The sequence below is a fragment of the Salinicola avicenniae genome, from assembly GCF_023736115.1.
Classification (GTDB): Bacteria; Pseudomonadota; Gammaproteobacteria; order Pseudomonadales; family Halomonadaceae; genus Salinicola; species Salinicola avicenniae.
The window spans coordinates 63234-82798 of record NZ_JAKQZC010000007.1; the positions used below are offsets into that span (position 1 = coordinate 63234).

At 62.4% G+C, this 19565-nt stretch carries 18 protein-coding genes; 10 read left to right on the top strand and 8 right to left on the bottom strand.

The features are described 5' to 3' along the window. Positions 1–9: 9 nt before the first annotated feature. The 4 genes from MC381_RS17140 to lpxC all read left to right on the top strand — a co-directional run bounded on the left by MC381_RS17140 (position 10) and on the right by lpxC (position 4568). Complete coding sequence (locus tag MC381_RS17140; RefSeq protein WP_251978982.1) at positions 10–729, top strand: cell division protein FtsQ/DivIB; 720 nt, start codon at positions 10–12, stop codon at positions 727–729. A gap of 341 nt (positions 730–1070) precedes the next feature. Further along, complete coding sequence (ftsA, locus tag MC381_RS17145; protein ID WP_251978983.1) at positions 1071–2342, top strand: cell division protein FtsA; 1272 nt, start codon at positions 1071–1073, stop codon at positions 2340–2342. A gap of 30 nt (positions 2343–2372) precedes the next feature. Further along, the gene (ftsZ, locus tag MC381_RS17150; RefSeq protein ID WP_251978984.1) at positions 2373–3542 is read left to right on the top strand and encodes a cell division protein FtsZ; all 1170 of its coding nucleotides are present in this window, start codon (positions 2373–2375) and stop codon (positions 3540–3542) included. Between the two features lie 114 nt (positions 3543–3656). Next, positions 3657–4568, top strand: a complete 912-nt coding sequence (lpxC, locus tag MC381_RS17155) for a UDP-3-O-acyl-N-acetylglucosamine deacetylase (RefSeq protein ID WP_251979069.1) — start codon at positions 3657–3659, stop codon at positions 4566–4568. A 144-nt stretch (positions 4569–4712) separates the two neighbouring features. On the opposite strand, the gene MC381_RS17160 is transcribed toward lpxC, so the two are convergent. Further along, positions 4713–5114 carry a DUF721 domain-containing protein gene (locus MC381_RS17160; protein ID WP_319022849.1) on the bottom strand — a complete coding sequence of 134 codons (402 nt, stop codon included), beginning with the start codon at positions 5112–5114 and terminating at the stop codon, positions 4713–4715. A 140-nt stretch (positions 5115–5254) separates the two neighbouring features. On the opposite strand from MC381_RS17160, the gene MC381_RS17165 reads away from it, so the two are divergent. The 4 genes from MC381_RS17165 (at position 5255) to MC381_RS17180 (ending at position 10672) form a co-directional block, all read left to right on the top strand. Beyond that, complete coding sequence (locus tag MC381_RS17165) at positions 5255–5599, top strand: hypothetical protein (protein WP_251978986.1); 345 nt, start codon at positions 5255–5257, stop codon at positions 5597–5599. A gap of 78 nt (positions 5600–5677) precedes the next feature. Further along, the gene (gene secA, locus MC381_RS17170) at positions 5678–8419 is read left to right on the top strand and encodes a preprotein translocase subunit SecA (protein ID WP_251978987.1); all 2742 of its coding nucleotides are present in this window, start codon (positions 5678–5680) and stop codon (positions 8417–8419) included. Positions 8420–8464: 45 nt separating this feature from the next. Continuing rightward, entirely contained in the window at positions 8465–9673 is a 1209-nt protein-coding gene (gene argJ / locus MC381_RS17175; RefSeq protein WP_251978988.1) for a bifunctional glutamate N-acetyltransferase/amino-acid acetyltransferase ArgJ, read from the top strand. Between the two features lie 45 nt (positions 9674–9718). Then, the gene (locus MC381_RS17180; RefSeq protein ID WP_251978989.1) at positions 9719–10672 is read left to right on the top strand and encodes a Nudix family hydrolase; all 954 of its coding nucleotides are present in this window, start codon (positions 9719–9721) and stop codon (positions 10670–10672) included. A 150-nt stretch (positions 10673–10822) separates the two neighbouring features. Here MC381_RS17180 and yacG read toward each other — a convergent pair whose 3' ends face one another. From yacG to pilB, 5 genes are all read right to left on the bottom strand, one after another. Then, on the bottom strand, positions 10823–11059 hold the full coding sequence (yacG, locus tag MC381_RS17185) for a DNA gyrase inhibitor YacG (RefSeq protein WP_251978990.1): 237 nt from the start codon (positions 11057–11059) through the stop codon (positions 10823–10825). Beyond that, entirely contained in the window at positions 11056–11709 is a 654-nt protein-coding gene (gene coaE / locus MC381_RS17190; RefSeq protein ID WP_251978991.1) for a dephospho-CoA kinase, read from the bottom strand. Before coaE ends, yacG begins: the two co-directional genes overlap by 4 nt. Continuing rightward, entirely contained in the window at positions 11709–12557 is an 849-nt protein-coding gene (locus MC381_RS17195; RefSeq protein WP_251978992.1) for a prepilin peptidase, read from the bottom strand. The genes coaE and MC381_RS17195 overlap by 1 nt, the downstream gene beginning before the upstream one ends. A gap of 251 nt (positions 12558–12808) precedes the next feature. After that, positions 12809–14035, bottom strand: coding sequence for a type II secretion system F family protein (locus tag MC381_RS17200; protein ID WP_251978993.1), 1227 nt, complete (start codon positions 14033–14035; stop codon positions 12809–12811). Between the two features lie 137 nt (positions 14036–14172). Then, positions 14173–15897, bottom strand: a complete 1725-nt coding sequence (gene pilB / locus MC381_RS17205; protein ID WP_251978994.1) for a type IV-A pilus assembly ATPase PilB — start codon at positions 15895–15897, stop codon at positions 14173–14175. Between the two features lie 237 nt (positions 15898–16134). On the opposite strand from pilB, the gene MC381_RS17215 reads away from it, so the two are divergent. Next, on the top strand, positions 16135–16647 hold the full coding sequence (locus MC381_RS17215; protein ID WP_286009796.1) for a pilin: 513 nt from the start codon (positions 16135–16137) through the stop codon (positions 16645–16647). Between the two features lie 63 nt (positions 16648–16710). Here the strand turns inward: MC381_RS17215 and MC381_RS17220 are convergent, their stop codons facing one another. Next, positions 16711–16995 (bottom strand): hypothetical protein, encoded by a 285-nt coding sequence (locus MC381_RS17220; RefSeq protein ID WP_251978995.1) that lies wholly within the window; start codon positions 16993–16995, stop codon positions 16711–16713. Positions 16996–17246: 251 nt separating this feature from the next. On the opposite strand from MC381_RS17220, the gene MC381_RS17225 reads away from it, so the two are divergent. Further along, entirely contained in the window at positions 17247–18698 is a 1452-nt protein-coding gene (locus MC381_RS17225) for a TrkH family potassium uptake protein (RefSeq protein WP_286009797.1), read from the top strand. Positions 18699–18778: 80 nt separating this feature from the next. Here the strand turns inward: MC381_RS17225 and MC381_RS17230 are convergent, their stop codons facing one another. Next, complete coding sequence (locus MC381_RS17230; protein WP_251978996.1) at positions 18779–19495, bottom strand: RIO1 family regulatory kinase/ATPase domain-containing protein; 717 nt, start codon at positions 19493–19495, stop codon at positions 18779–18781. Positions 19496–19565: the final 70 nt, after the last annotated feature.

Below are 19565 nucleotides of genomic sequence, written 5' to 3' on the forward strand. Positions count from 1 at the left end.
AGAGCGGGCATGACCACCAGCGCTCGAGGCACACTGCTTGGCGTGTTGATGATCGTCGTGCTCGTCGGTGCGGGGGGGCGTGCGCTCTGGCTCTGGCTCGACAAGCCGATCGCGCGGGTCTCGATCAGTGGCGATCTGCGTCATGTCAGCGCCGGCTACCTGCAGCAGGAGCTGGCACCGCTGGTCCGTGGCCACACCTGGCTATCCATTTCGCTTGCGGACCTGCGCGAGGAAGCGCGAAACATTGGCTGGCTGCGCGAGGTTAGCGTCTCTCGTCAGTGGCCGAACGCCCTGCGTTTCGAGCTTTACGAGCAGGACCCGGTAGCGCGCTGGAATGATAGTTCGCTGCTCAACAGTCGGGGACAGCCTTTCCCCCCGGGGCCGGTGACCGATCTGGGACGGCGTCTGCCGGATCTCGGCGGGCCGCAGGATACCGGCAGAGAGGTGCTTTCCTACTATGACTCGCTGCGCCGGACGCTCGCCGATCTGGGGCTGACGATCACGCAGCTACGTCTGGAACCTCGAGGCGCCTGGCGCTTTCAGGTCGACGACGGTGTCTGGGTGATTCTGGGGCGGGCCGATCTCGATGCCCGACTCGCGCGTTTTATTGCCGCCTGGAAGCGACAGTTGGGTGAGCAGGCGTCGCGAATACGCTACATCGATTTGCGTTATCCCAACGGCGTTTCCGTTGCCTGGCACGGTGAAACCGCAACGACATCCTCGCAATAGTCAGAGGATCAGGGCGACAGTAACATGCGTTCTAGCCTACGGGTGGCGCGGGTTGGATGGATTGCATTGACGCTGATGTCGGCGTTTGATTGCGCGGCTAAATCGACACATGCCGGCTTTCATCGGTCGCCTGGCTTGCCACTTTCGTCGCCCGAGTCGCCCGGCGGCGACATGCCTAACTCCTTTCCGGTTTCCCTTTTAAAGAAAAAGGCCTTAATGTGGCGTTTGTTTCCCGCTTGGGGTGGTGAAACCACGTCGCTTGTTCCTATAATAAGCGTCATTCTTTATTAGCCCATTTTCGACGGGTTTTATCGGTGCAGTTTCAGGAGCGATCCCGACCTATGGCAGGACAATCCAACGCTTCCAATATGGTGGTCGGGCTGGATATCGGAACATCCAAGGTGGTCGCCATCGTGGGGCAACCCACTGACGATGGCGGGCTGGAGATTGCCGGCATCGGCTCCCATCCCTCTCGTGGCATGAAGAAAGGGGTGGTCATCAATATCGAATCGACCGTGCAGTCCATTCAGCGCGCCGTCGAGGAAGCCGAGCTGATGGCGGGTTGCGATATCCATTCGGTCTATGTCGGTATCGCCGGCAGCCACATCAGCTCGATGAATTCCGACGGCGTGGTGGCGATCAAGGAGCGCGAAGTCGCGCAGACCGATATCGAACGGGTCATCGATTCGGCGCGAGCCCGAGCCATTTCCGAAGGGCAGCGTGTCTTGCACGTCATTCCTCAGGAGTTCGCGATCGATACCCAGGAGGGTATCCGCGAGCCGCTGGGCATGTCCGGGGTGCGTCTCGAGGCACGGGTCCATCTGGTGACCGCCGCGCTCAATGCGGTACAGAACATCGAGAAGTGTGTACGTCGTTGTGGACTGGAAGTCGACGACATCATTCTCGAACAGCTCGCTTCGAGTCATGCCGTTCTGACCGAGGACGAGCGCGAACTCGGCGTTTGCATGGTCGATATCGGTGGCGGTACCACCGATATCGCAGTCTTCACCGAAGGCGCGATTCGACATACGGCGGTCATCCCCATCGCCGGCGACCAGGTGACCAACGACATCGCCATGGCGCTGCGCACACCGACGCAGTACGCCGAAGATATCAAGGTCAAGTACGCCTGTGCGTTGACGCAGATGGCCAGCAGTGACGAGATGATCAAGGTGCCCAGCGTCGGCGATCGCCCGGCGAGGGATCTGTCTCGACAGGCGCTGGCGGAAGTGGTCGAGCCGCGCTACGAGGAACTGTTTACGCTGGTCCGGGAAGAGCTTCGCCGGAGCGGCTACGAGGATCTGGTCGCAGCGGGTGTGGTCTTGACGGGGGGGACCGCCCGCATGGAAGGCGTAGTCGAGCTGGCGGAAGAGATATTCCACATGCCGGTTCGCATTGCCTGTCCGTACAACGTCCGGGGCTTGGCCGACGTGGTACGTAACCCGATTTATTCGACGGGGGTAGGTTTGCTACTCTACGGAATGCAAGACGCCAAGCACTCTCGCGCAGTATCAGCCCAGCCTCAACGGGAAGATTCACTTCCCCGGCGCGGTACCAAGGATGAGGTCTCGTCGCTGGAGCGACTCAAAGGCTGGTTTAAAGGAAATTTCTGACAGGCCGCAAGCGGTCTTGGAGACGGGGCAATGTTCGAACTAGTAGATAATGCACCTTCCAGTAGTGCAGTCATCAAGGTCATCGGTGTCGGCGGCGGCGGCGGTAACGCCGTCAACCACATGGTCGAGAGCAATATCGAAGGCGTCGAGTTCATCTGCGCCAACACCGATGCCCAGGCCCTCAAGCGAGTGGCCGCCAAGACTGTCCTGCAGCTTGGTGGCGAGATTACCAAGGGGCTAGGCGCCGGCGCCAACCCCGAGGTGGGGCGCCAGGCTGCGATGGAAGATCGCGAGCGCATTGCCGAGATGCTTCAGGGCGCCGATATGGTTTTCATTACTGCCGGCATGGGCGGCGGTACTGGCACCGGTGGCGCCCCCGTCGTCGCCCAGGTCGCCAAAGAGCTGGGTATTCTGACCGTGGCGGTCGTCACGCGTCCGTTCCCGTTCGAGGGACCGAAGCGCATGCGTGCCGCCGAGGAAGGGATGAAGGCGCTGTCCGAATACGTCGACTCGCTGATCACCATCCCCAACGAGAAGTTGCTCTCCGTCCTGGGCAAGAATGCCAGTCTGCTGACCGCCTTCAGTGCAGCCAATGACGTGCTGCTGGGGGCCGTTCAGGGAATCGCCGAGCTGATCACCAGCCCGGGTATCATCAACGTCGACTTTGCTGACGTGCGCACCGTGATGTCCGAGATGGGCATGGCCATGATGGGCACCGGCGCGGCCACGGGTGAGAATCGTGCGCGTGAAGCGGCCGAAAAGGCGATCCGCAGCCCGCTGCTGGAAGATATCGACCTGCACGGTGCCCGCGGTATCCTGGTCAATATCACTGCTGGTCCCGATCTCTCCATCGGCGAATTCAACGACGTCGGCGCAACCGTTCAGGAGTTCGCTTCTCAGGACGCGACCATCGTGGTGGGGACGTCCATCGATATGGAAATGTCCGACGAGCTGCGCGTGACCGTTGTTGCCGCCGGGCTGGACGCGCAGCAGGAAAAAGCCATTCCGCGCGAGACGCCGGCTTCACGCCCCGAGCCGACCGATTATCGCAAGCTGCAGCAGCCGGCCGTCATGCGTCAGCAGGCTGCGCGCGCCGAGCAGGAGGCCGCGGCGAAGAAGCCCCAGCCGGAGAAGCGCAAGGCGTCCGAGATGGACGACTACCTCGATATCCCGGCATTCTTGCGACGTCAGGCGGATTGATGCGTCGGTGTTGATCGGCGTCATCATTCTGTCACGTTGAACTGTTTGTCGGAGAGAGGTGTTGATGTTATAGTGAACACCGTTTCCAAACTATTTGACTGCCAGGTCGATGCCATGATCAAACAACGAACGTTGCAGAACACGATCCGCGCCACGGGCGTGGGGCTCCATTCCGGAGAAAAAGTGTATCTGACGCTGCGACCGGCGGCACCCAATACGGGTATCGTGTTCGTGCGTACCGATCTGGACCCCGTCGTTTACATTCCGGCCGACGCCCAGTGCGTGACTGATACCACCCTGTGCACGGCGCTGTCACAGGATGGGGTGAAAGTGGCGACGGTGGAACACCTGATGTCCGCGTTTGCGGGTTTGGGTATCGACAATGCCTACGTTGAATTGAGTGCTGCGGAAGTACCGATCATGGACGGTAGCGCCGGCCCGTTCGTTTTCCTGATTCAGTCTGCCGGTATTGCCGAGCAGGCGGCGCCGAAGCAGTTCATTCGCATCAAGCGGGAAGTAACGGTGACGGATGATGGCAAGCGGGCGACCTTCTTGCCGCATAGTGGCTTCAAGGTCAGTTTTGCCATCGACTTCGACCACCCCGTTTTCGAGCAGCAGAAGCAGACGGCCAGCGTGGATTTTTCCACGACCTCTTTTGTCAAGGAGGTGTCGCGCGCGCGGACGTTCGGCTTCATGCGTGACCTTGAGTTCCTGCGTTCACAGAATCTGGCATTGGGCGGAAGCTTGGACAACGCTATCGTAGTCGACGACTACCGCATCGTGAACCAGGATGGCCTGCGTTACGAAGATGAGTTCGTCAAGCACAAGATGCTGGATGCCATCGGCGATCTTTACCAGCTGGGGCATAGCTTGATCGGCGAGTTCCGCGGCTACAAGTCTGGTCACGGCCTCAACAACCAGCTCTGCCGCGAACTGCTGGCACAGCCGGATGCCTACGAGATCGTGACGTTCGAAGAGGCCAGTCAGCCGGCCCCTATCTCCTACGCGGCACCTGCGATGGCGTAATGTTCCCCTGCGGGTGTGATGTTGCTGACGCCGCCGACGATTTTCGTCGGCGGCGTTTTGCGTTAAGGCGGTTCGATCAGGGCGTTAGGCGCGTTCTCGCGAATTCGGAAGGACGGTATCGAGCGTCGCGGAACGAGTGTGCGCTTATGTGTCGGTGTCGGTGTCGGTGTCGGTGTCGCCGTGGGCGGCGAGCCGCGTCAGTGAGCGCTTGAGCGGGGAGTCTTCCAGCCCTTCAGCACAGTGTCTCAGGGCGTCGGCACCGGCGGGTGACAGTTGGCGATGTTGGCGGGTGGCGATCTTGACCGGTCGAACCGGACGCACCTTGAGTGACAGCTTCATCACGGCCTCGAATCCCGGCAGCTGATGCAGCAACTGCAGCAGGCGCGGTTGCTCGTAGCGCAACCAGGTCAGCCAGGCTGCGCGATCGGTAATCAGTGTCAGTACGCCTTGATGATAGCCGCCGACATGGATATGTGCCGCCACGTCCGGTGGCACATTGGCGCGCAGGTGGTGTTGAGCGCGTTCGATCATCGCGGCCATGCGCATGACGTCTCCCAGCCCGCCGGGCTGGTCGAGGAGTCGGGAAACGGGCTGGGCTCGAAAACGCTTAGCCTTTATACTCATCGGCTTGCACGCGGTGGGGAGTGACCCGCCTAACCTATCACGACGCGGAGTTCGTCGACAGCATGACTTCGGTCCCAGCGCAGTCCGGTCAGCGCGGCGCCATCTGGCGCCCCCGGCAGCGAGCCCATTGGTGGCTGGCCAGTGTGCTGGTCGGCTGCCTGTTGCCCGCCGGCCTGGTGCATGCGGAGGCGATGCGGCTCGCCGAGCGCCTGACGCAGGTCTACCTGATGGCGCCGGAGGCGATTCGTGCCGAGTCCCGCCGGGCCGCCAAGTCGCCCATTCATCCGCGTCCCGTAATACGCTTCCGCTCGTCGTTGCAGTTCATCCTGCCCGGCCCACCGCCATGGCGCGTGCCGAGCGCGGCGCACGATGTGCTCTCCCGGCGTGGCCCGCCACGACCTGCCTGATTCAGGATTCGTCGTTTCATTGTTACCGGCAGGGGTGCCGCCTGGCATCGTTGCCTCTGAATCTCGCAGGAAAACATCATGTTGAACGTATTGGTACGCAAACTGGTCGGTTCCAAGAACGACCGTGAAGTCAAACGGATGCACAAGCAGGTCGCCGCGATCAACGCGCTCGAGGCGTCGATTTCCTCGCTGGACGACCAGGCGCTTGCCGCCAAGACCGCCGAATTCCGTCAGCGTCTCGACGCCGGCGAGAAACACGACGCGCTACTGGCCGAAGCCTTTGCCGTGGTGCGCGAGGCGAGCCAGCGCGTGCTCGGTATGCGCCATTTCGATGTGCAGATGGTCGGCGGCATGGCCCTGCACGAGGGGCGCATCGCCGAGATGAAGACCGGTGAGGGCAAGACGCTGGTCGGCACGCTGGCGGTCTACTTCAATGCCCTGCGCGGCAAAGGCGTGCACGTGGTCACGGTCAACGACTATCTCGCCAGTCGTGATGCGAACTGGATGCGTCCGCTCTACGAATTTCTGGGCCTGTCGGTCGGCGTGATCGCCTCCGGCCAGCCCAACGAGGAGAAGCGTCAGGCCTACGCCTGCGATATCACCTACGGTACCAACAACGAATACGGCTTCGACTATCTGCGCGACAACATGGCGTTCTCGATGCAGGACAAGGTCCAGCGTCCGCTTCATTTCGCGATTATCGATGAGGTCGACTCGATTCTGATCGACGAGGCGCGGACACCGTTGATCATCTCCGGTCCCGTCGAGGAGGATGTCGAGCTCTACCGCACCATTCACGGTCTTTCGGGCCAGCTCGTACAGTGCACCGACGAGGAGGATCCGAGCAGCGGCGACTTCCTCGTCGACGAGAAGCAAAAGCAGGTCGAGCTCACCGAGGAGGGGCACCAGAAGGTCGAGCAATTGATGCGCGACGCCGGTCTTCTGAAGACGGATGACTCGCTCTACGCGGCGCAGAATCTGGGGCTGCTGCAGCATATTCACTCTGCCCTGCGAGCCCGCTGTCTCTATCAGCGCGATGTCGACTATATCGTCTCGAACAACCAGGTCGTGATCGTCGATGAGCACACCGGCCGCACGATGCCGGGACGGCGCTGGTCGGAAGGTCTGCACCAGGCCGTCGAGGCGAAGGAGAACGTACCGATCCAGCGCGAAAGCCAGACGCTGGCCTCGACCACGTTCCAGAACTACTTCCGCCTTTACGACAAGCTGGCCGGCATGACCGGGACGGCCGACACCGAAGCGTTCGAGTTCAACCATATCTACGGTCTCGACGTCCTGATCATCCCGACCAACCGGCCGTTGGCGCGTCAGGACCTGAACGATCTGGTCTATATGAGCGCCGAAGAGAAGTTCGAGGCGATCATCGAGGACGTCAAGACGCAGCGCGAGGCCGAACGCCCGGTGCTGGTGGGGACGGCATCGATCGAAACGTCCGAATACCTTGCCAAGCTGATGCGGGACCAGAAGATCCCTCACAATGTTCTCAACGCCAAGCAGCACGACAGCGAGGCGGAGATCATCGCGCAGGCCGGTCGGCCGGGGGCGGTCACGATCGCCACCAACATGGCCGGACGTGGCACCGACATCGTGCTCGGCGGTAACTGGGAAGCCGAGGTGGCCAAGCTCGAATCGCCGAGCGACGCACAGATCGCCGAGCTCAAGGCCGAATGGCAGCAGCGCCACGACGCGGTGCTGGAAGCTGGCGGTCTGCACGTGATCGGCTCCGAGCGTCACGAGTCGCGGCGTATCGACAACCAGCTGCGTGGCCGTTCGGGACGCCAGGGCGATCCAGGGTCGACCCGTTTCTTCCTGTCACTGGAAGACAATCTGATGCGCCTGTTCGGGTCCGATCGCGTGCAGCGTCTCATGGGGGCGCTGGGCCTCGAGCGCGGCGAGGCGATCGAGCACAAGATGGTTTCCAATGCCGTCGAGCGGGCACAGAAGAAGGTCGAAGGTCGCAACTTCGACATCCGCAAGCAGCTGCTCGAGTACGATGATGTCGCCAACGATCAGCGCCGGGTCATCTACGATCAGCGCGACGAAATCCTCGCGGCCGATGATATCTCCGATAACGTGGCCAGCATCCGCGACGAGGTGCTAGTGCAGACTATCGCCGAGTACGTGCCGCCGCAGAGCCTGCCGGAGCAGTGGGAGCTGGCCGGTCTCCAGGATCAGCTCAAGCAGGCGTTCAACCTCGATTTGCCGCTGGAGCAGTGGGCCGAGGAAGATCCGCATTTCAACGAGGAACTGCTGCGCCAGCGCTTGCTCGATCAGCATCGCGGCCAATATGCAGCCAAGGTCGAGGCGATCGGCGAAGAGATGATGCGCCGCTTCGAGAAGCAGGTGATGCTGCAGGTGCTCGACACGCGCTGGAAGGAGCATCTGCAGTCGATGGATCACCTGCGTCGCGGTATTCACCTGCGCGGCTACGCCCAGAAGAATCCCAAGCAGGAGTACAAGCGCGAGGCCTTCGAGCTGTTCCAGTCGCTGCTCTACAACATCAAGCATGACGTCACGCGCATCCTCAGCCATGTTCAGGTCCGCCGTCAGGAAGAGGTCGAAGATCTCGAACGTCAGCGGCGTGAGGCGCTGGAGCGCGAGAAGGCGGCCAGCCAGTCGGTGCACGAAGAAGCCATCGCCGCCGCTCAGGAGACCGCCGAAGGCGCGGAGCCCGCGTCGGCCGAAGGTGACGAGAACGCGCAGCCGGTGCGTCGCGAGGGGCCCAAGGTGGGGCGTAACGATCCTTGCCCGTGCGGGTCCGGCAAGAAATACAAGCAGTGTCACGGCAAGCTGAACTGAGACAGTCACGGCACGCCGCTGGCGTGCCCGCGAGGAGAGGACGACATGGCAGTAGGCGAGGCGATATTCCCCGAGATGCCGGTGATCGAGGGTGTTCGGCTGGGCTCGGCGATGGCCGGTATCAAGAAACCGGATCGTCGCGATCTCGTGGTTATCGAGATTCCCGACGGGGCGGCGGTGGCGGCAACCTTCACGCGCAACGCCTTCTGTGCCGCACCGGTTCACGTGGCACGCGATCATCTGGGGCAGGCGGCGCCCCGCTATCTGCTCGTCAATACCGGCAATGCCAATGCCGGTACCGGCGCGCGCGGGCAACAGGATGCCGAGCGCTGCTGTCAGGCCCTGGCCGAACTGGCTGGCGTGAGTGGACAGCAGGTGCTGCCGTTTTCCACCGGGGTCATCGGTGAACCGCTGCCGGTCGAGCGTATCGCCGCGGGTCTGCCACAAGCTTTCGCGGCACTCGACGAACGGCACTGGGCCAGTGCGGCGGAAGGCATTCTGACCACCGATACTCGCCCCAAGGGGGCCACGACGCAGGTCGAACTCAGCGGTGGTACGGTCACGATCAACGGGATCAGCAAGGGCTCGGGCATGATCCAGCCCAACATGGCGACGATGCTCGGCTTCGTGGCCTGTGACGCGACGGTCGAGCCGGCCAAGCTGCAGGCGTGGCTGCGCGATGCCGTGAAGGTATCGTTCAATTCGATCACCGTGGATTCCGATACCTCGACCAACGACGCCTGCACGTTGATCGCCACCGGGCGTGGTGCCTCCGTGACAACGGCGGACGACGAGGCCCGCTTCCGCGAGGCGCTGACGCGGGTGCTGACCGAGCTGGCCCAGGCGATTATTCGGGATGCCGAAGGGGCGACCAAGTTCGTTACGCTCGCGGTCGAAGAGGCCGGTAGTGTGGAAGAGGCGCGTGCCGTGGCCTTTACGGTGGCGCACTCGCCACTGGTGAAGACGGCGATCTACGCTTCCGACGCCAACTGGGGGCGAATCCTGGCAGCGGTCGGGCGCGCGCCCGTGGCGAACCTGGACGTCGAGCGGATCGTGATCGACCTGGGCGATGTGCGTCTGGTCGAACATGGCGGTCGCGCCGAGAGTTATACCGAGGACGCGGGCAGTCGAGTGATGGCTCAGGAAGAGATCATCATCCGCATTCGGCTAGGCCGTGGCGAGGAAGCCGCCACGGTATGGACATCGGATCTGTCCCACGACTACGTATCGATCAATGCGGATTACCGCAGCTGATCCTTTCCATCCAACCCAGTTCAGTGGTTCGAGAGACTTAGCAAGATGATCAAGAGACGGGTCCATGTAGCGGCCGCCGCCATCGTCCGTGGCGATGGCCGGGTACTGATCGCCAGACGGCCGGCAACCGTCGATCAAGGCGGTCTTTGGGAGTTCCCGGGGGGCAAGTTGGCGCCCTACGAGACCGGCTTCGAGGCGCTCAAGCGGGAGTTGAGCGAGGAGCTCGGTATCGAGATTCAGCGCGCACAGCCGCTGATCCGTGTGCATCACGAGTATGCCGACAAGCATATTCTGCTCGATGTCTGGCAGGTGCGTGAATACGAGGGTGAGCCCTACGGCCGCGAAGGCCAGCCGGTGCGCTGGGTCGATGTCGATGAACTGCCGAACTACCCTTTTCCGGCGGCCAACCTACCGATTCTGCGCGCCGTCGCGCTGCCGCAGGAGTACCTCATCACCGCCGAGGAGGTGAGCGACGAGGTCTTTCTGCAGCGGCTGGAGCGGGCACTGAAGGAAGATGGCATTCGCCTGGTTCAGCTGCGCGCCAAGGGTCTCGACGACGAGGCTTACCAGGTGCGGGCAGAGAAGACGCTGGCGTTGTGCCGAGAGCATGGTGCCAAGCTGTTGCTGAACGCCGACCCGGCGTGGCTCGAGCGTGTCGACGCCGACGGCATCCATCTGACCAGCGCACGGCTGATGGCGCTCAAGGGGCGCCCGATTCCGGCGCATAAATGGCTGGGCGCCTCGACCCATGACGACGAACAACTGACTCAAGCCGGTCGCCTCGACTGTGATTTCGTCACGCTATCGCCACTGGCGCCGACGCCTTCGCATCCGGGTGTGATCACGCTGGGCTGGCACGACTTCCAGCAGATGGTGGAAACCGCGGCGATGCCGGTCTTTGCGCTGGGTGGCATGACACGCCACCACGCCAATCAGGCGCGCGGCGTGGGCGCGCAGGGGATCGCCTCGATTCGCGACTTCTGGCGCGACGACGCCTAAGCTTGGTTGTCGGTGAGCCGGCCGGGTGACTGGCCATCCTGATGACGACAACGCCGCACCCAAGGGTGCGGCGTTGTCGTTTAGGCTGCCTTGTTTGGACTGCCTCGCTCGGATTCTCTCGTCTGGTTGATCGAAACGCGGGTGTGACGGCTACTCGCCGCGCTCCAGCTTGTCGATCAGGGTATCGAGCTCGGTTTCGTCCATGTGCGGTTCGCCGGGGATGCGGTGCGAACCGTCGGCCCAGGCGCCGAGATCAATCAGGCGGCAGCGTTTAGAGCAGAAAGGCCGGTAGGGGTTGTCGGTGGACCAGGCCACGGCGGTCTGGCACTGCGGGCAACGCACGGTCAGCACGTCGCGATCATCGGAGTGATCGTTGCGTTGGTTCATGGCTGATGAATTCTCGAGAATGACGACGCCAGCTGGCGATAATATGCGTCCAACCGGTCGACTTGAGTCTGCAGGGATTGTCGATCACCGCTATTGTCGATGACGTCATCGGCCGCTGCAAGGCGGGTGTCGCGCGAGCTCTGCGCGGCCATGATCGCCTCGATCTGTCGGTGTTCCACGCCGTCGCGTGTGGCGGTACGCGCCAGTTGGGTCGCCTCCGGCACATCCACGACCAATATCCGGTCGACTATCTGTCGCTGATCGGTCTCGATCAGCAGCGGCGAGACCAGCAGGCAGTAGGGCGAACCGCTCTCGCGCAGGCGCTGTAGATGGTCGTGTAGGCGCTGGCGAATACGCGGATGCGTGGTCTGCTCGAGCCAGCGCCGCTCTACCGGGTCCTCGAAGACGCGGTTGCGCAGGGCTCGACGGTCGAGCTGGCCGTCAGCCTGCAGAATCGCCGGTCCGTGACGCGAGACGATCTCGGCAAGCGCCGGTTCTCCCGGCATCACGATCTCGCGGGCCACATCGTCGGCGTCGACCCAGCCAACGCCATGCTCGCCGAAGCAGCGTGCCACCGCGCTCTTGCCCGCGCCGATACCGCCGGTCAGCCCGATGACCGGGACGTGTCGCGAGGGTGTCGGTATGGGCATCAGATGCCTCCCAGCAGCAGCGCACGATAGCCGTGTAGCAGTGGCTCGCCGACCAGTAGCGCAATCCAGCCGGCCAGTGCGATGAACGGGCCGAAGGGGAGCGGTTGGTCGCGCTGTTGGCGACGAGTCGCTATCAACGTCATGCCTACCAGCGCTCCGACGCCGGCCGACAGCAGCAGCAGCAGGGGCAGCGCCTGCCAGCCGAGCCAGGCCCCCAGGGCGGCCATCAGCTTGAAGTCTCCGTAGCCCATTCCTTCTTTTCCGGTGGCGAACTTGAACAGCCAGTAGACCAGCCAGAGCGACAGATAGCCGGAGACGGCACCTAAAACGGCGCCTTCCAGCTGCCACGGCGCGAACAGCCACTGATAGAGCAACCCGGCCCACAGGAGCGGCAGCGTGATCGCATCGGGCAGCAGCTGCGTGCGCCAGTCGATGACCGCCAGGGCCAGCAGCGCCAGGCAGGCACCGAGCAGCCACAGGCTGGCCCAGCTCACCCCGTGTCCGGCGACGATGGCCAAGGCCAGCGTCGCGGCGATCAGTTCGATCATCGGATACTGGATGCTGATGCGCGTGCCGCAGGCCGCGCAGCGCCCGCGGCGCTTGAGCCAGCCAATCACCGGCAGGTTGTCGTGCCAGGCGATGAAGTGGCCGCAGCCCGGGCAGTGGGAGCGGGGCGTCGCCAGATTGTAGGTCGGCATGCTGTCCGGTTCTAGCGCCAGGGCTTCTTGGGCCTCGGTGCGCCAGCGGCGCATCAGCATCACCGGCAAGCGCACGATGACCACGTTGAGAAAGCTGCCGAGCACGGCGCCGAGCACGAAGGCCAGCGGCCAGGTCAGCAGAGGAGACAATGGGAACAACGGAAACTCCAGCAAGACGGATCAATAGAGGGGCTTAGGGTAACGCATCGCGATGGTCAAGCGTGCCCCACGACCCTGAACCGGATGCCAGACAGGCCGTGGTTACCGAAAAAACGACGCGACGACTTGTCCTTGTGGCCGGATGGGGAGTCCTCGGCTGGGCTTTGGTTGCGGGTTCTTCTCCCTTGCCGTTCCCCGGCGTTTCTGGGCAGGCAACCGGTCGAGCGAGCGCCGTTCAGTTGCTAGATGGCGGAGCCCATCTGGAAAATGGGTAGATACATGGAGGTCACCAGTCCGCCCACCAGCACGCCGAGCACCACGATAATCAAGGGTTCCAGCAGGGAGGTCAGGGCATCGACCTGGTTGTCGACCTCCTCCTCGTAGAACTCCGCAACCTTGTCGAGCATGGTCTCCAGTTCGCCGGCCTCTTCGCCGATACTGACCATCTGTACTGCCATGATCGGAAACACGCGCGTGCGGCGCATGGCGAAGTTAAGCTGCTGACCGTTGCCGACGTCTTCGCGAATGTTGGTCAGTGCACGTTGATGGACCCGGTTGCCGGTGGCGCCGGTGGCGGTCTCGAGCGCCTCGACCAGCGGGATGCCGGCGCTGAAGGTCGTTGCCAAGGTGCGCGAGAAACGGGCGATCGATCCCTTGTCGACGATATTGCCCAGCACCGGCAGGCGCAGCAGCAGCGCGTGCAGCCGGTAAGCGAAGGTGTCCGAGCGGCTGGCGAGATGCTTGAGCAGGAACCCGGCGGCTATCATCGCCAGAATGGCCTGCCACCAGTAAGCCTGCGCCAGTTCGGAGAGGTGGATCGTCATCCGCGTGAAGGCGGGCAGGTCAGCGCCGAAGCTGGCAAACAGACTCTCGAACTGCGGTACCACTTTAATCAACAAGAGGGCGGTGACGCCGATACCCACGGCGATGACGGCGGTGGGGTAGTAGAGTGCCTTGCGAATCCGTCCCTTCAGTGTCTCGATCTTCTCGCGGTAGCTGGCGATGCGCTCGAGCATGCGGTCGAGTGCACCGGCCTGTTCGCCGGCGGCCACCATGGCGATGAACATTCGATCAAAGCGCGCTGGATGCCGCGATAGCGCCTCCGAAAAGCTGGCACCGGCACTGATATCGTTGGCCAGGTTTTCGACCAGATTGCGCATGGCCGGATTCTTCAGGGTTTCCGCGACCACGCGACAGGCCTGCAGCAAGGGGATGCCGGCGCGAATCATGGTCGCCATCTGGCGTGCGAACAGGGTGACGTCGCGGGAACGAATGCGGCCAAGGCCGAACAGTCCCGTTTTGCGCGTGACCCGCTTGACGATAATCTTTTGACGCGCCAGTTCCTTGCGCACCTCTGTCGCGTCGGCAGCCACCAGCTCGCCGCTGACGGTCTCGCCGCGCAGGTTCTTGCCCCGCCAGTGCCAGCGGTGCATGACGACCCGTTTGGGTGTCTTGTGCAAAGTAGCCATGTGCTGGTGTCCCCATTGCCATCGTCACGTCGGCGTGAACAACGTCGCGTTGGCGTCAAAATCGAAACGACCGATCCGCTCATGCGGCCTGCAGTATCAGGCGCTCGGCGGTATCGGGAGCGAGCTTGCGGCCCTTGTCAGCCGGTCGTTACGCGACTGATCTCTTCCAGCGTGGTCATGCCCTCGAGCACCCTGTCGATACCGCTCTGGCGCAGGCTCGGACAGCCCGCTTCTCGGGCGAGGCCTGCGAGCTCTGCCGCGTGGGCCTCGCTCATGATCATCTGGCGCATGTCATGATCGACGGGTACCACTTCATACAGGCCGATACGCCCCTTGTAGCCCAGCGTGCAGTGGTCGCAGCCGACGGCGCGGTAGGGCGTGGCGTCGGCAAGCCGTGCGGCGTCGACACCTTCGCGGCGCCATACCTCCGCCGGTATCTCTGCCGGCTGCCGGCAGCGAGGGCAGAGGCGGCGAGCCAGACGCTGGGCGATGATCAGCGACACGGAGCTGGCAATGTTGAAACTTTCCACGCCCATGTTTCGCAGGCGCGTCAGAGTTTCCGCGGCGGAGTTGGTGTGTAGCGTGGAGAGAACCAGGTGACCGGTCTGCGCCGCTTTGACAGCGATCTCTGCGGTTTCCAGATCGCGAATCTCGCCGACCATGACGACATCCGGGTCCTGACGCAGAAAGGCTCGCAGCGCGCTGGCGAAATCCAGGCCGATACGCGGCTGCACATTGACCTGGTTGACGCCCGGCACCTTGAGTTCGACCGGGTCCTCAGCCGTGGAGATATTGCGTGCTTCGGTATTAAGGACGTTGAGACCGGTATAGAGCGTGACGGTCTTGCCGCTACCGGTCGGCCCGGTCACGAGGATCATCCCCTGGGGCGCCGCCAGGGCGGTTTCGAAGAGCGTCCGTTGTTCGGCGCTGAAACCGAGGGCGTCGATGCCCCAGTCGGCGGAGCGGGCATCGAGCAGGCGCATGACGACTTTTTCGCCGAACACCGTCGGCAGCGTGTTGACGCGGAAGTCGATGGCGTGGCTGGCATCGACGCGCAGCTTCATCGAGCCGTCCTGTGGCAGACGCCGTTCGGAGATGTCCAAGCGTGCCATCACCTTGAGTCGCGCGGCCAGCCGGGTGCGCAGCGAGAGCGGGGGGCGCGCGATCTCCAGCAGCATGCCGTCGACGCGAAAGCGGATACGGTAGCTCGATTCGTAGGGTTCGAAGTGAATGTCCGAGGCCCCGCGCTGGATCGCGTCGTGCAGGATGCGGTTGACGAAGCGCACGACCGGCTCGTCGCCGTCGCTATCGCCGAGTGCGGCCGCCTCTCGCTCGAGGTCGACCTCGCTGTTGTCGAGCGTCAGCGATTCGCTGGCTTCGTCGAGCGCCTCTAGCATGCCCGAGTGTTCCTGGTGTCGATGCTGTCGCGTGAGCGCGCGTTCGAGTTGATCGAAGGCGACCAGAACGCCTTCGATCGCCAGTCCGGTGGTGAACTGCAGTTCGTCAAGCTTGGCCAGCATGGAAGGAAAGGCGACGGCCACGGTCAGGCGACGCTCGTTGCGCGCCAATGGCAGCACGCCATAGCGTTGGGCGACTTTGTCCGCGACCGGCTCGACGAACGGCAGGCGCTGCCAGTCGACGTGGGTCAGATCCAGAAACGGCATGCCATATTCATGGGCGGCCAGGACGCCGGCCTCATGCGGATCGATGCGCCCGTTGCGCACCAGAAATTCCATCAGGGTCTGCTGGGCCTCGGCGGCCTCGTCGAAGGCGCGCTCGCAGCTGGCGGTATCGATCAGGCCGCGGTCGATAAACCGCTTGGCGAGACCGCGGTGGGTCCTGGAGGAGGAAGCTTCCTGCATGGAGAGGCGCCTTGATCGGGAAGGCCGTGAATCCGGCTTAACGGCCGTCCTATCGGCTAGCTTGGCGTTTTCTTTAAGGATTTTGACCGAGGCGCCGATAAGTGGTGTTGATACGTGATTGAGTGTAATTTTATGTATCAACCGGATGGCCGTTTGGATGGGCGTTGTCCTGTCGTGATGAGGCTTCCATCGGCAAATCCGGGCTCCAGACCACCGAATCAGGACAGGGAACCTCATATGCAGCAAGCCAAACAGGGGCAGCAGGGACATCGGCAGAGCGGCTTTACGCTGATCGAGCTGTTAATTGTTGTCGCAATCATCGGTGTTCTAGCGGCGATCGCGATTCCGCAATACCAGAACTACATTGCTCGATCTCAGGCTACCGCAGCTTACGCCACGTTACGTGGAATTGTGACCCAAGCAGAAATTGGGGTACAGCAAGGGGAGATACTTCAATTTTCCAGCGATGCCTCAGATGGAGAAGAGGCGGTAGATGGCAACTTGGGGGTTGCTAGTCAACAAGCGTACGGAGAAATCAGCGTAGAGCAGCCGGCGTCCACAACGCCTTCGTTGGTTTACAGTTTTGGAGGAGGGAGCGCGCTGAACGGAGATGGAGCGCCAACGTATTCCACTGCTTTGCAAGACGGCGGTGCGCCTTCTATTCGGCTAACTAGGGATGAAAACGAGGGTTGGCAGTGTACCACCGAGAACATGGATTCGGATTTCGCACCGGATGGCTGCTCGGCATAAGCGTCTTTTAAAGGCCGGCTTTCGCCGGCCTTCTTTAAGCGTAAGCTTAAAAAAATCCGCGCTTCAATAAAGCGCCTTCTCCTCTCCGACCACTTCCCGTAGCACTTCGAGAAACAGCTTGTCGGCATCCGAGTGTTCCGTCGGGTCTTCCGGGATATGCACGCTGGTGGTGGCGGAGATCTCATTGGCGATGGCGGCCCACGCCTTGGGATCATTGCTGCCGTCAGAGTGCCGTTTGGCGATCTCGAGCGAGGACTCCAGAATACCCGGCTCCTGCAGCAGTTTCTTGATGAAGGCGCGCAGTTCGTGAATGATGCGCACCTTCTGCATTTCCGATGCCGAACTCATGCTCTCTCTCCCGCGGGGATTCGTGGTCGACGGACGCAGTCTCGCGCGCCCGTGAAGGTTGTCGTTGGCGACACGATAGCACACCGCGCCAAGGCGTTGATGAGCTTGTCCCTCGTATCGAAGGGCGTTCTGCCCGTGTGTTCCGTTGCGGCTTTGGCTATGATCGCTTCCCGCGTGAGCCGTCAGGCAAATGGTTACCTTGCGTGGCGGGTCGGCAAATCAGGGAAGGCCGTGCGGCAGGGGAGAGAACGTTGCGAGACGCCAAACCGATTTTCAAGATTCTGGCTCTGCTGTTACTGGTGTTGGCGCTGTTCATGCTGCCGCCGATTGTTCTGCTGGGGATGGAGAATGACCCCGATCTGTGGGCCTTTCTGCAATCGATGGGGTTGGTCGCGCTGGTCTCGGTGACGCTGCTGATCTGGACGTGGCGTGCGCCGGTGGAGTTGAAGACTCGCCACATGTTTATCCTGACGACGCTGAGCTGGGTGCTGATCAGTGCCTTCGCCAGCCTGCCGCTGGTGCTGGGGGCGCCGCAGCTCTCGTTCAGCGATGCGGTCTTCGAGTCGGTCTCGGCGATCACCACGACCGGTTCGACGGTGCTTTCCGGCATCGAGCACCTTTCGGATGGCCTGAAGCTTTGGCGCGGCCTGATGCAGTGGTTCGGCGGCATCGGCATTATTGTCATGGCAATCGCCATTCTGCCGTTTCTGAAAGTCGGCGGTATGCGGCTGTTTCAGACCGAATCTTCGGACTGGTCGGACAAGGTGCTGCCCCGTGCCGGTGGCATCGCCAAGGCGTCGACGATCATCTATCTCGGCTTTACTCTGGTTGCCTTCCTGAGCTATCGCTGGGCCGGCATGGGCATGCTGGATGCCATCGTGCATGCCATGAGCTCGGTCTCCACCGGTGGTTTTGCCAACTACGATGCTTCCTTCGGCATCTATCACGACCGCCCACTGATTCTTTGGCTGGGCTGCCTGTTCATGCTCGCCGGGGCGCTGCCGTTCGTGCTCTACATTCGGCTGCTGCGCGACAGTCGCGGCGCGCTGTGGCGGGATCAGCAGGTGCGCGGCCTGCTGGTACTGCTGGCACTGGTCATCGCCGCGCTGACGCTCTATCGCACGCTGGCATTCACCGAGTCGCCTTTTGAAGCCTTGACGGAGGTCGCGTTCAACGTGATTTCGGTGGTGACCACCACCGGCTATGCCAGCGACGACTATACGCAGTGGGGGCCGCTAGCGGTCACCACCTTCTTCTTCATTACCTTCGTCGGCGGTTGTAGCGGATCGACCAGTGGCGGCATCAAGATATTCCGTTTCCAGATTGGCGTGTTGATGCTGGTCAATCAGTTGCGCTATCTGGTTCATCCCAGTGGTGTCTTTGCCCAGCGCTACAATGGTCGTCCGCTCAATGACGAGGTCGTGCGAGCGGTCATTGCCTTCTCGTTCTTCTTTTTCCTGACGGTGGCGGTGCTGTCGCTGGCGCTGGCCGCGCTCGGCCTGGACATGGTGACGGCGATCACAGGCGCCTCCACGGCGCTGACCAACGTCGGCCCCGGTCTTGGCGAGGTCATCGGCCCGTCGGGTAATTTCGCCAGCTTGCCGGATGCCGCCAAGTGGCTGCTCTGCGTGGGCATGCTGATGGGGCGCCTGGAGATCCTGACGGTGCTGGTGCTGCTGATGCCGTTCTTCTGGCGCAAATAGGATCGGTCGGATGGTTTCTGCTATGACCGCGGCCTGGCACGCCGACGCCGGAGCGTGCCTGTATCCGAGATAGGCTGGCGTTACCGCCGGCGGTTCGGCCCGGCAAAACGCGACTTCAGGTACGGCAGCAGGCGCTTCTTCCACACGCGCTGCAGGGTACGGATCCACTCCGGCTTGCGACCGAGTCGCTTCTCCTCTTCGGTCAAGGCTTCGCCGGTGAGGCGCGCCTTGAACTTCAGCACGCTGGAAATATCGCTACGTCGCATGGGCTTCAGCAGAAAGCGCACCAGTCTGCCACCGGGCAGGTAGAGCGCCGAGGCGAAGTCGATCAATACCAGTCGGCCGCGATGAACGATCACGTTGGAGCCGCGAACATCGTTATGCACAATCGACGTGGCATGCAGCGATGTCAGTGCGGTCATCAGCTGAGCAAAGTAAAGCGGGTTGGCCGGATCCAGCGACTCGCTGAGCATTTCGCCCGGCACGTACTCGAGCAGCATCGCCAGCTTGCCGAGATGGCCCACCACATTGGGTGAATGCGGCCAATCGCGCAGTCGTTCCAGCATGCGCGTTTCATGGCGGATCAGCAGGCGGGCGGGCAGTGCCATCCAGGTGCCGGCGTAGCGACGGTAGTCCTTCAGCACGACCGGGGCGCCATCATGGGCCGTCAGCACGACATCGGCCTTGAGCAATCCTTCACCGCGTTGCAGCAGGATGGGGGTGTCCGGTGGTGGCGTGAGCGGAGAGTCGCCGGGCAGTGTTCGGGGAAAAGAGTCAATATCGGGTAGAGAGCCCATGAGACTGGCCTGAAACGTTAAACAAGCTAATTAGACGGCTAAACTTAATGTCATTGTAAGAAAACAATGT

Coding starts and splice junctions, on each gene's coding strand:
- MC381_RS17140 (WP_251978982.1), top strand. CDS start 10: ATGACCACCAGCGCTCGAGGCACACTGCTTGGCGTGTTGATGATCGTC.
- ftsA (WP_251978983.1), top strand. CDS start 1,071: ATGGCAGGACAATCCAACGCTTCCAATATGGTGGTCGGGCTGGATATC.
- ftsZ (WP_251978984.1), top strand. CDS start 2,373: ATGTTCGAACTAGTAGATAATGCACCTTCCAGTAGTGCAGTCATCAAG.
- lpxC (WP_251979069.1), top strand. CDS start 3,657: ATGATCAAACAACGAACGTTGCAGAACACGATCCGCGCCACGGGCGTG.
- MC381_RS17160 (WP_319022849.1), bottom strand. CDS start 5,114: ATGCGCATGGCCGCGATGATCGAACGCGCTCAACACCACCTGCGCGCC.
- MC381_RS17165 (WP_251978986.1), top strand. CDS start 5,255: ATGACTTCGGTCCCAGCGCAGTCCGGTCAGCGCGGCGCCATCTGGCGC.
- secA (WP_251978987.1), top strand. CDS start 5,678: ATGTTGAACGTATTGGTACGCAAACTGGTCGGTTCCAAGAACGACCGT.
- argJ (WP_251978988.1), top strand. CDS start 8,465: ATGGCAGTAGGCGAGGCGATATTCCCCGAGATGCCGGTGATCGAGGGT.
- MC381_RS17180 (WP_251978989.1), top strand. CDS start 9,719: ATGATCAAGAGACGGGTCCATGTAGCGGCCGCCGCCATCGTCCGTGGC.
- yacG (WP_251978990.1), bottom strand. CDS start 11,059: ATGAACCAACGCAACGATCACTCCGATGATCGCGACGTGCTGACCGTG.
- coaE (WP_251978991.1), bottom strand. CDS start 11,709: ATGCCCATACCGACACCCTCGCGACACGTCCCGGTCATCGGGCTGACC.
- MC381_RS17200 (WP_251978993.1), bottom strand. CDS start 14,035: ATGGCTACTTTGCACAAGACACCCAAACGGGTCGTCATGCACCGCTGG.
- pilB (WP_251978994.1), bottom strand. CDS start 15,897: ATGCAGGAAGCTTCCTCCTCCAGGACCCACCGCGGTCTCGCCAAGCGG.
- MC381_RS17215 (WP_286009796.1), top strand. CDS start 16,135: ATGCAGCAAGCCAAACAGGGGCAGCAGGGACATCGGCAGAGCGGCTTT.
- MC381_RS17220 (WP_251978995.1), bottom strand. CDS start 16,995: ATGAGTTCGGCATCGGAAATGCAGAAGGTGCGCATCATTCACGAACTG.
- MC381_RS17230 (WP_251978996.1), bottom strand. CDS start 19,495: ATGGGCTCTCTACCCGATATTGACTCTTTTCCCCGAACACTGCCCGGC.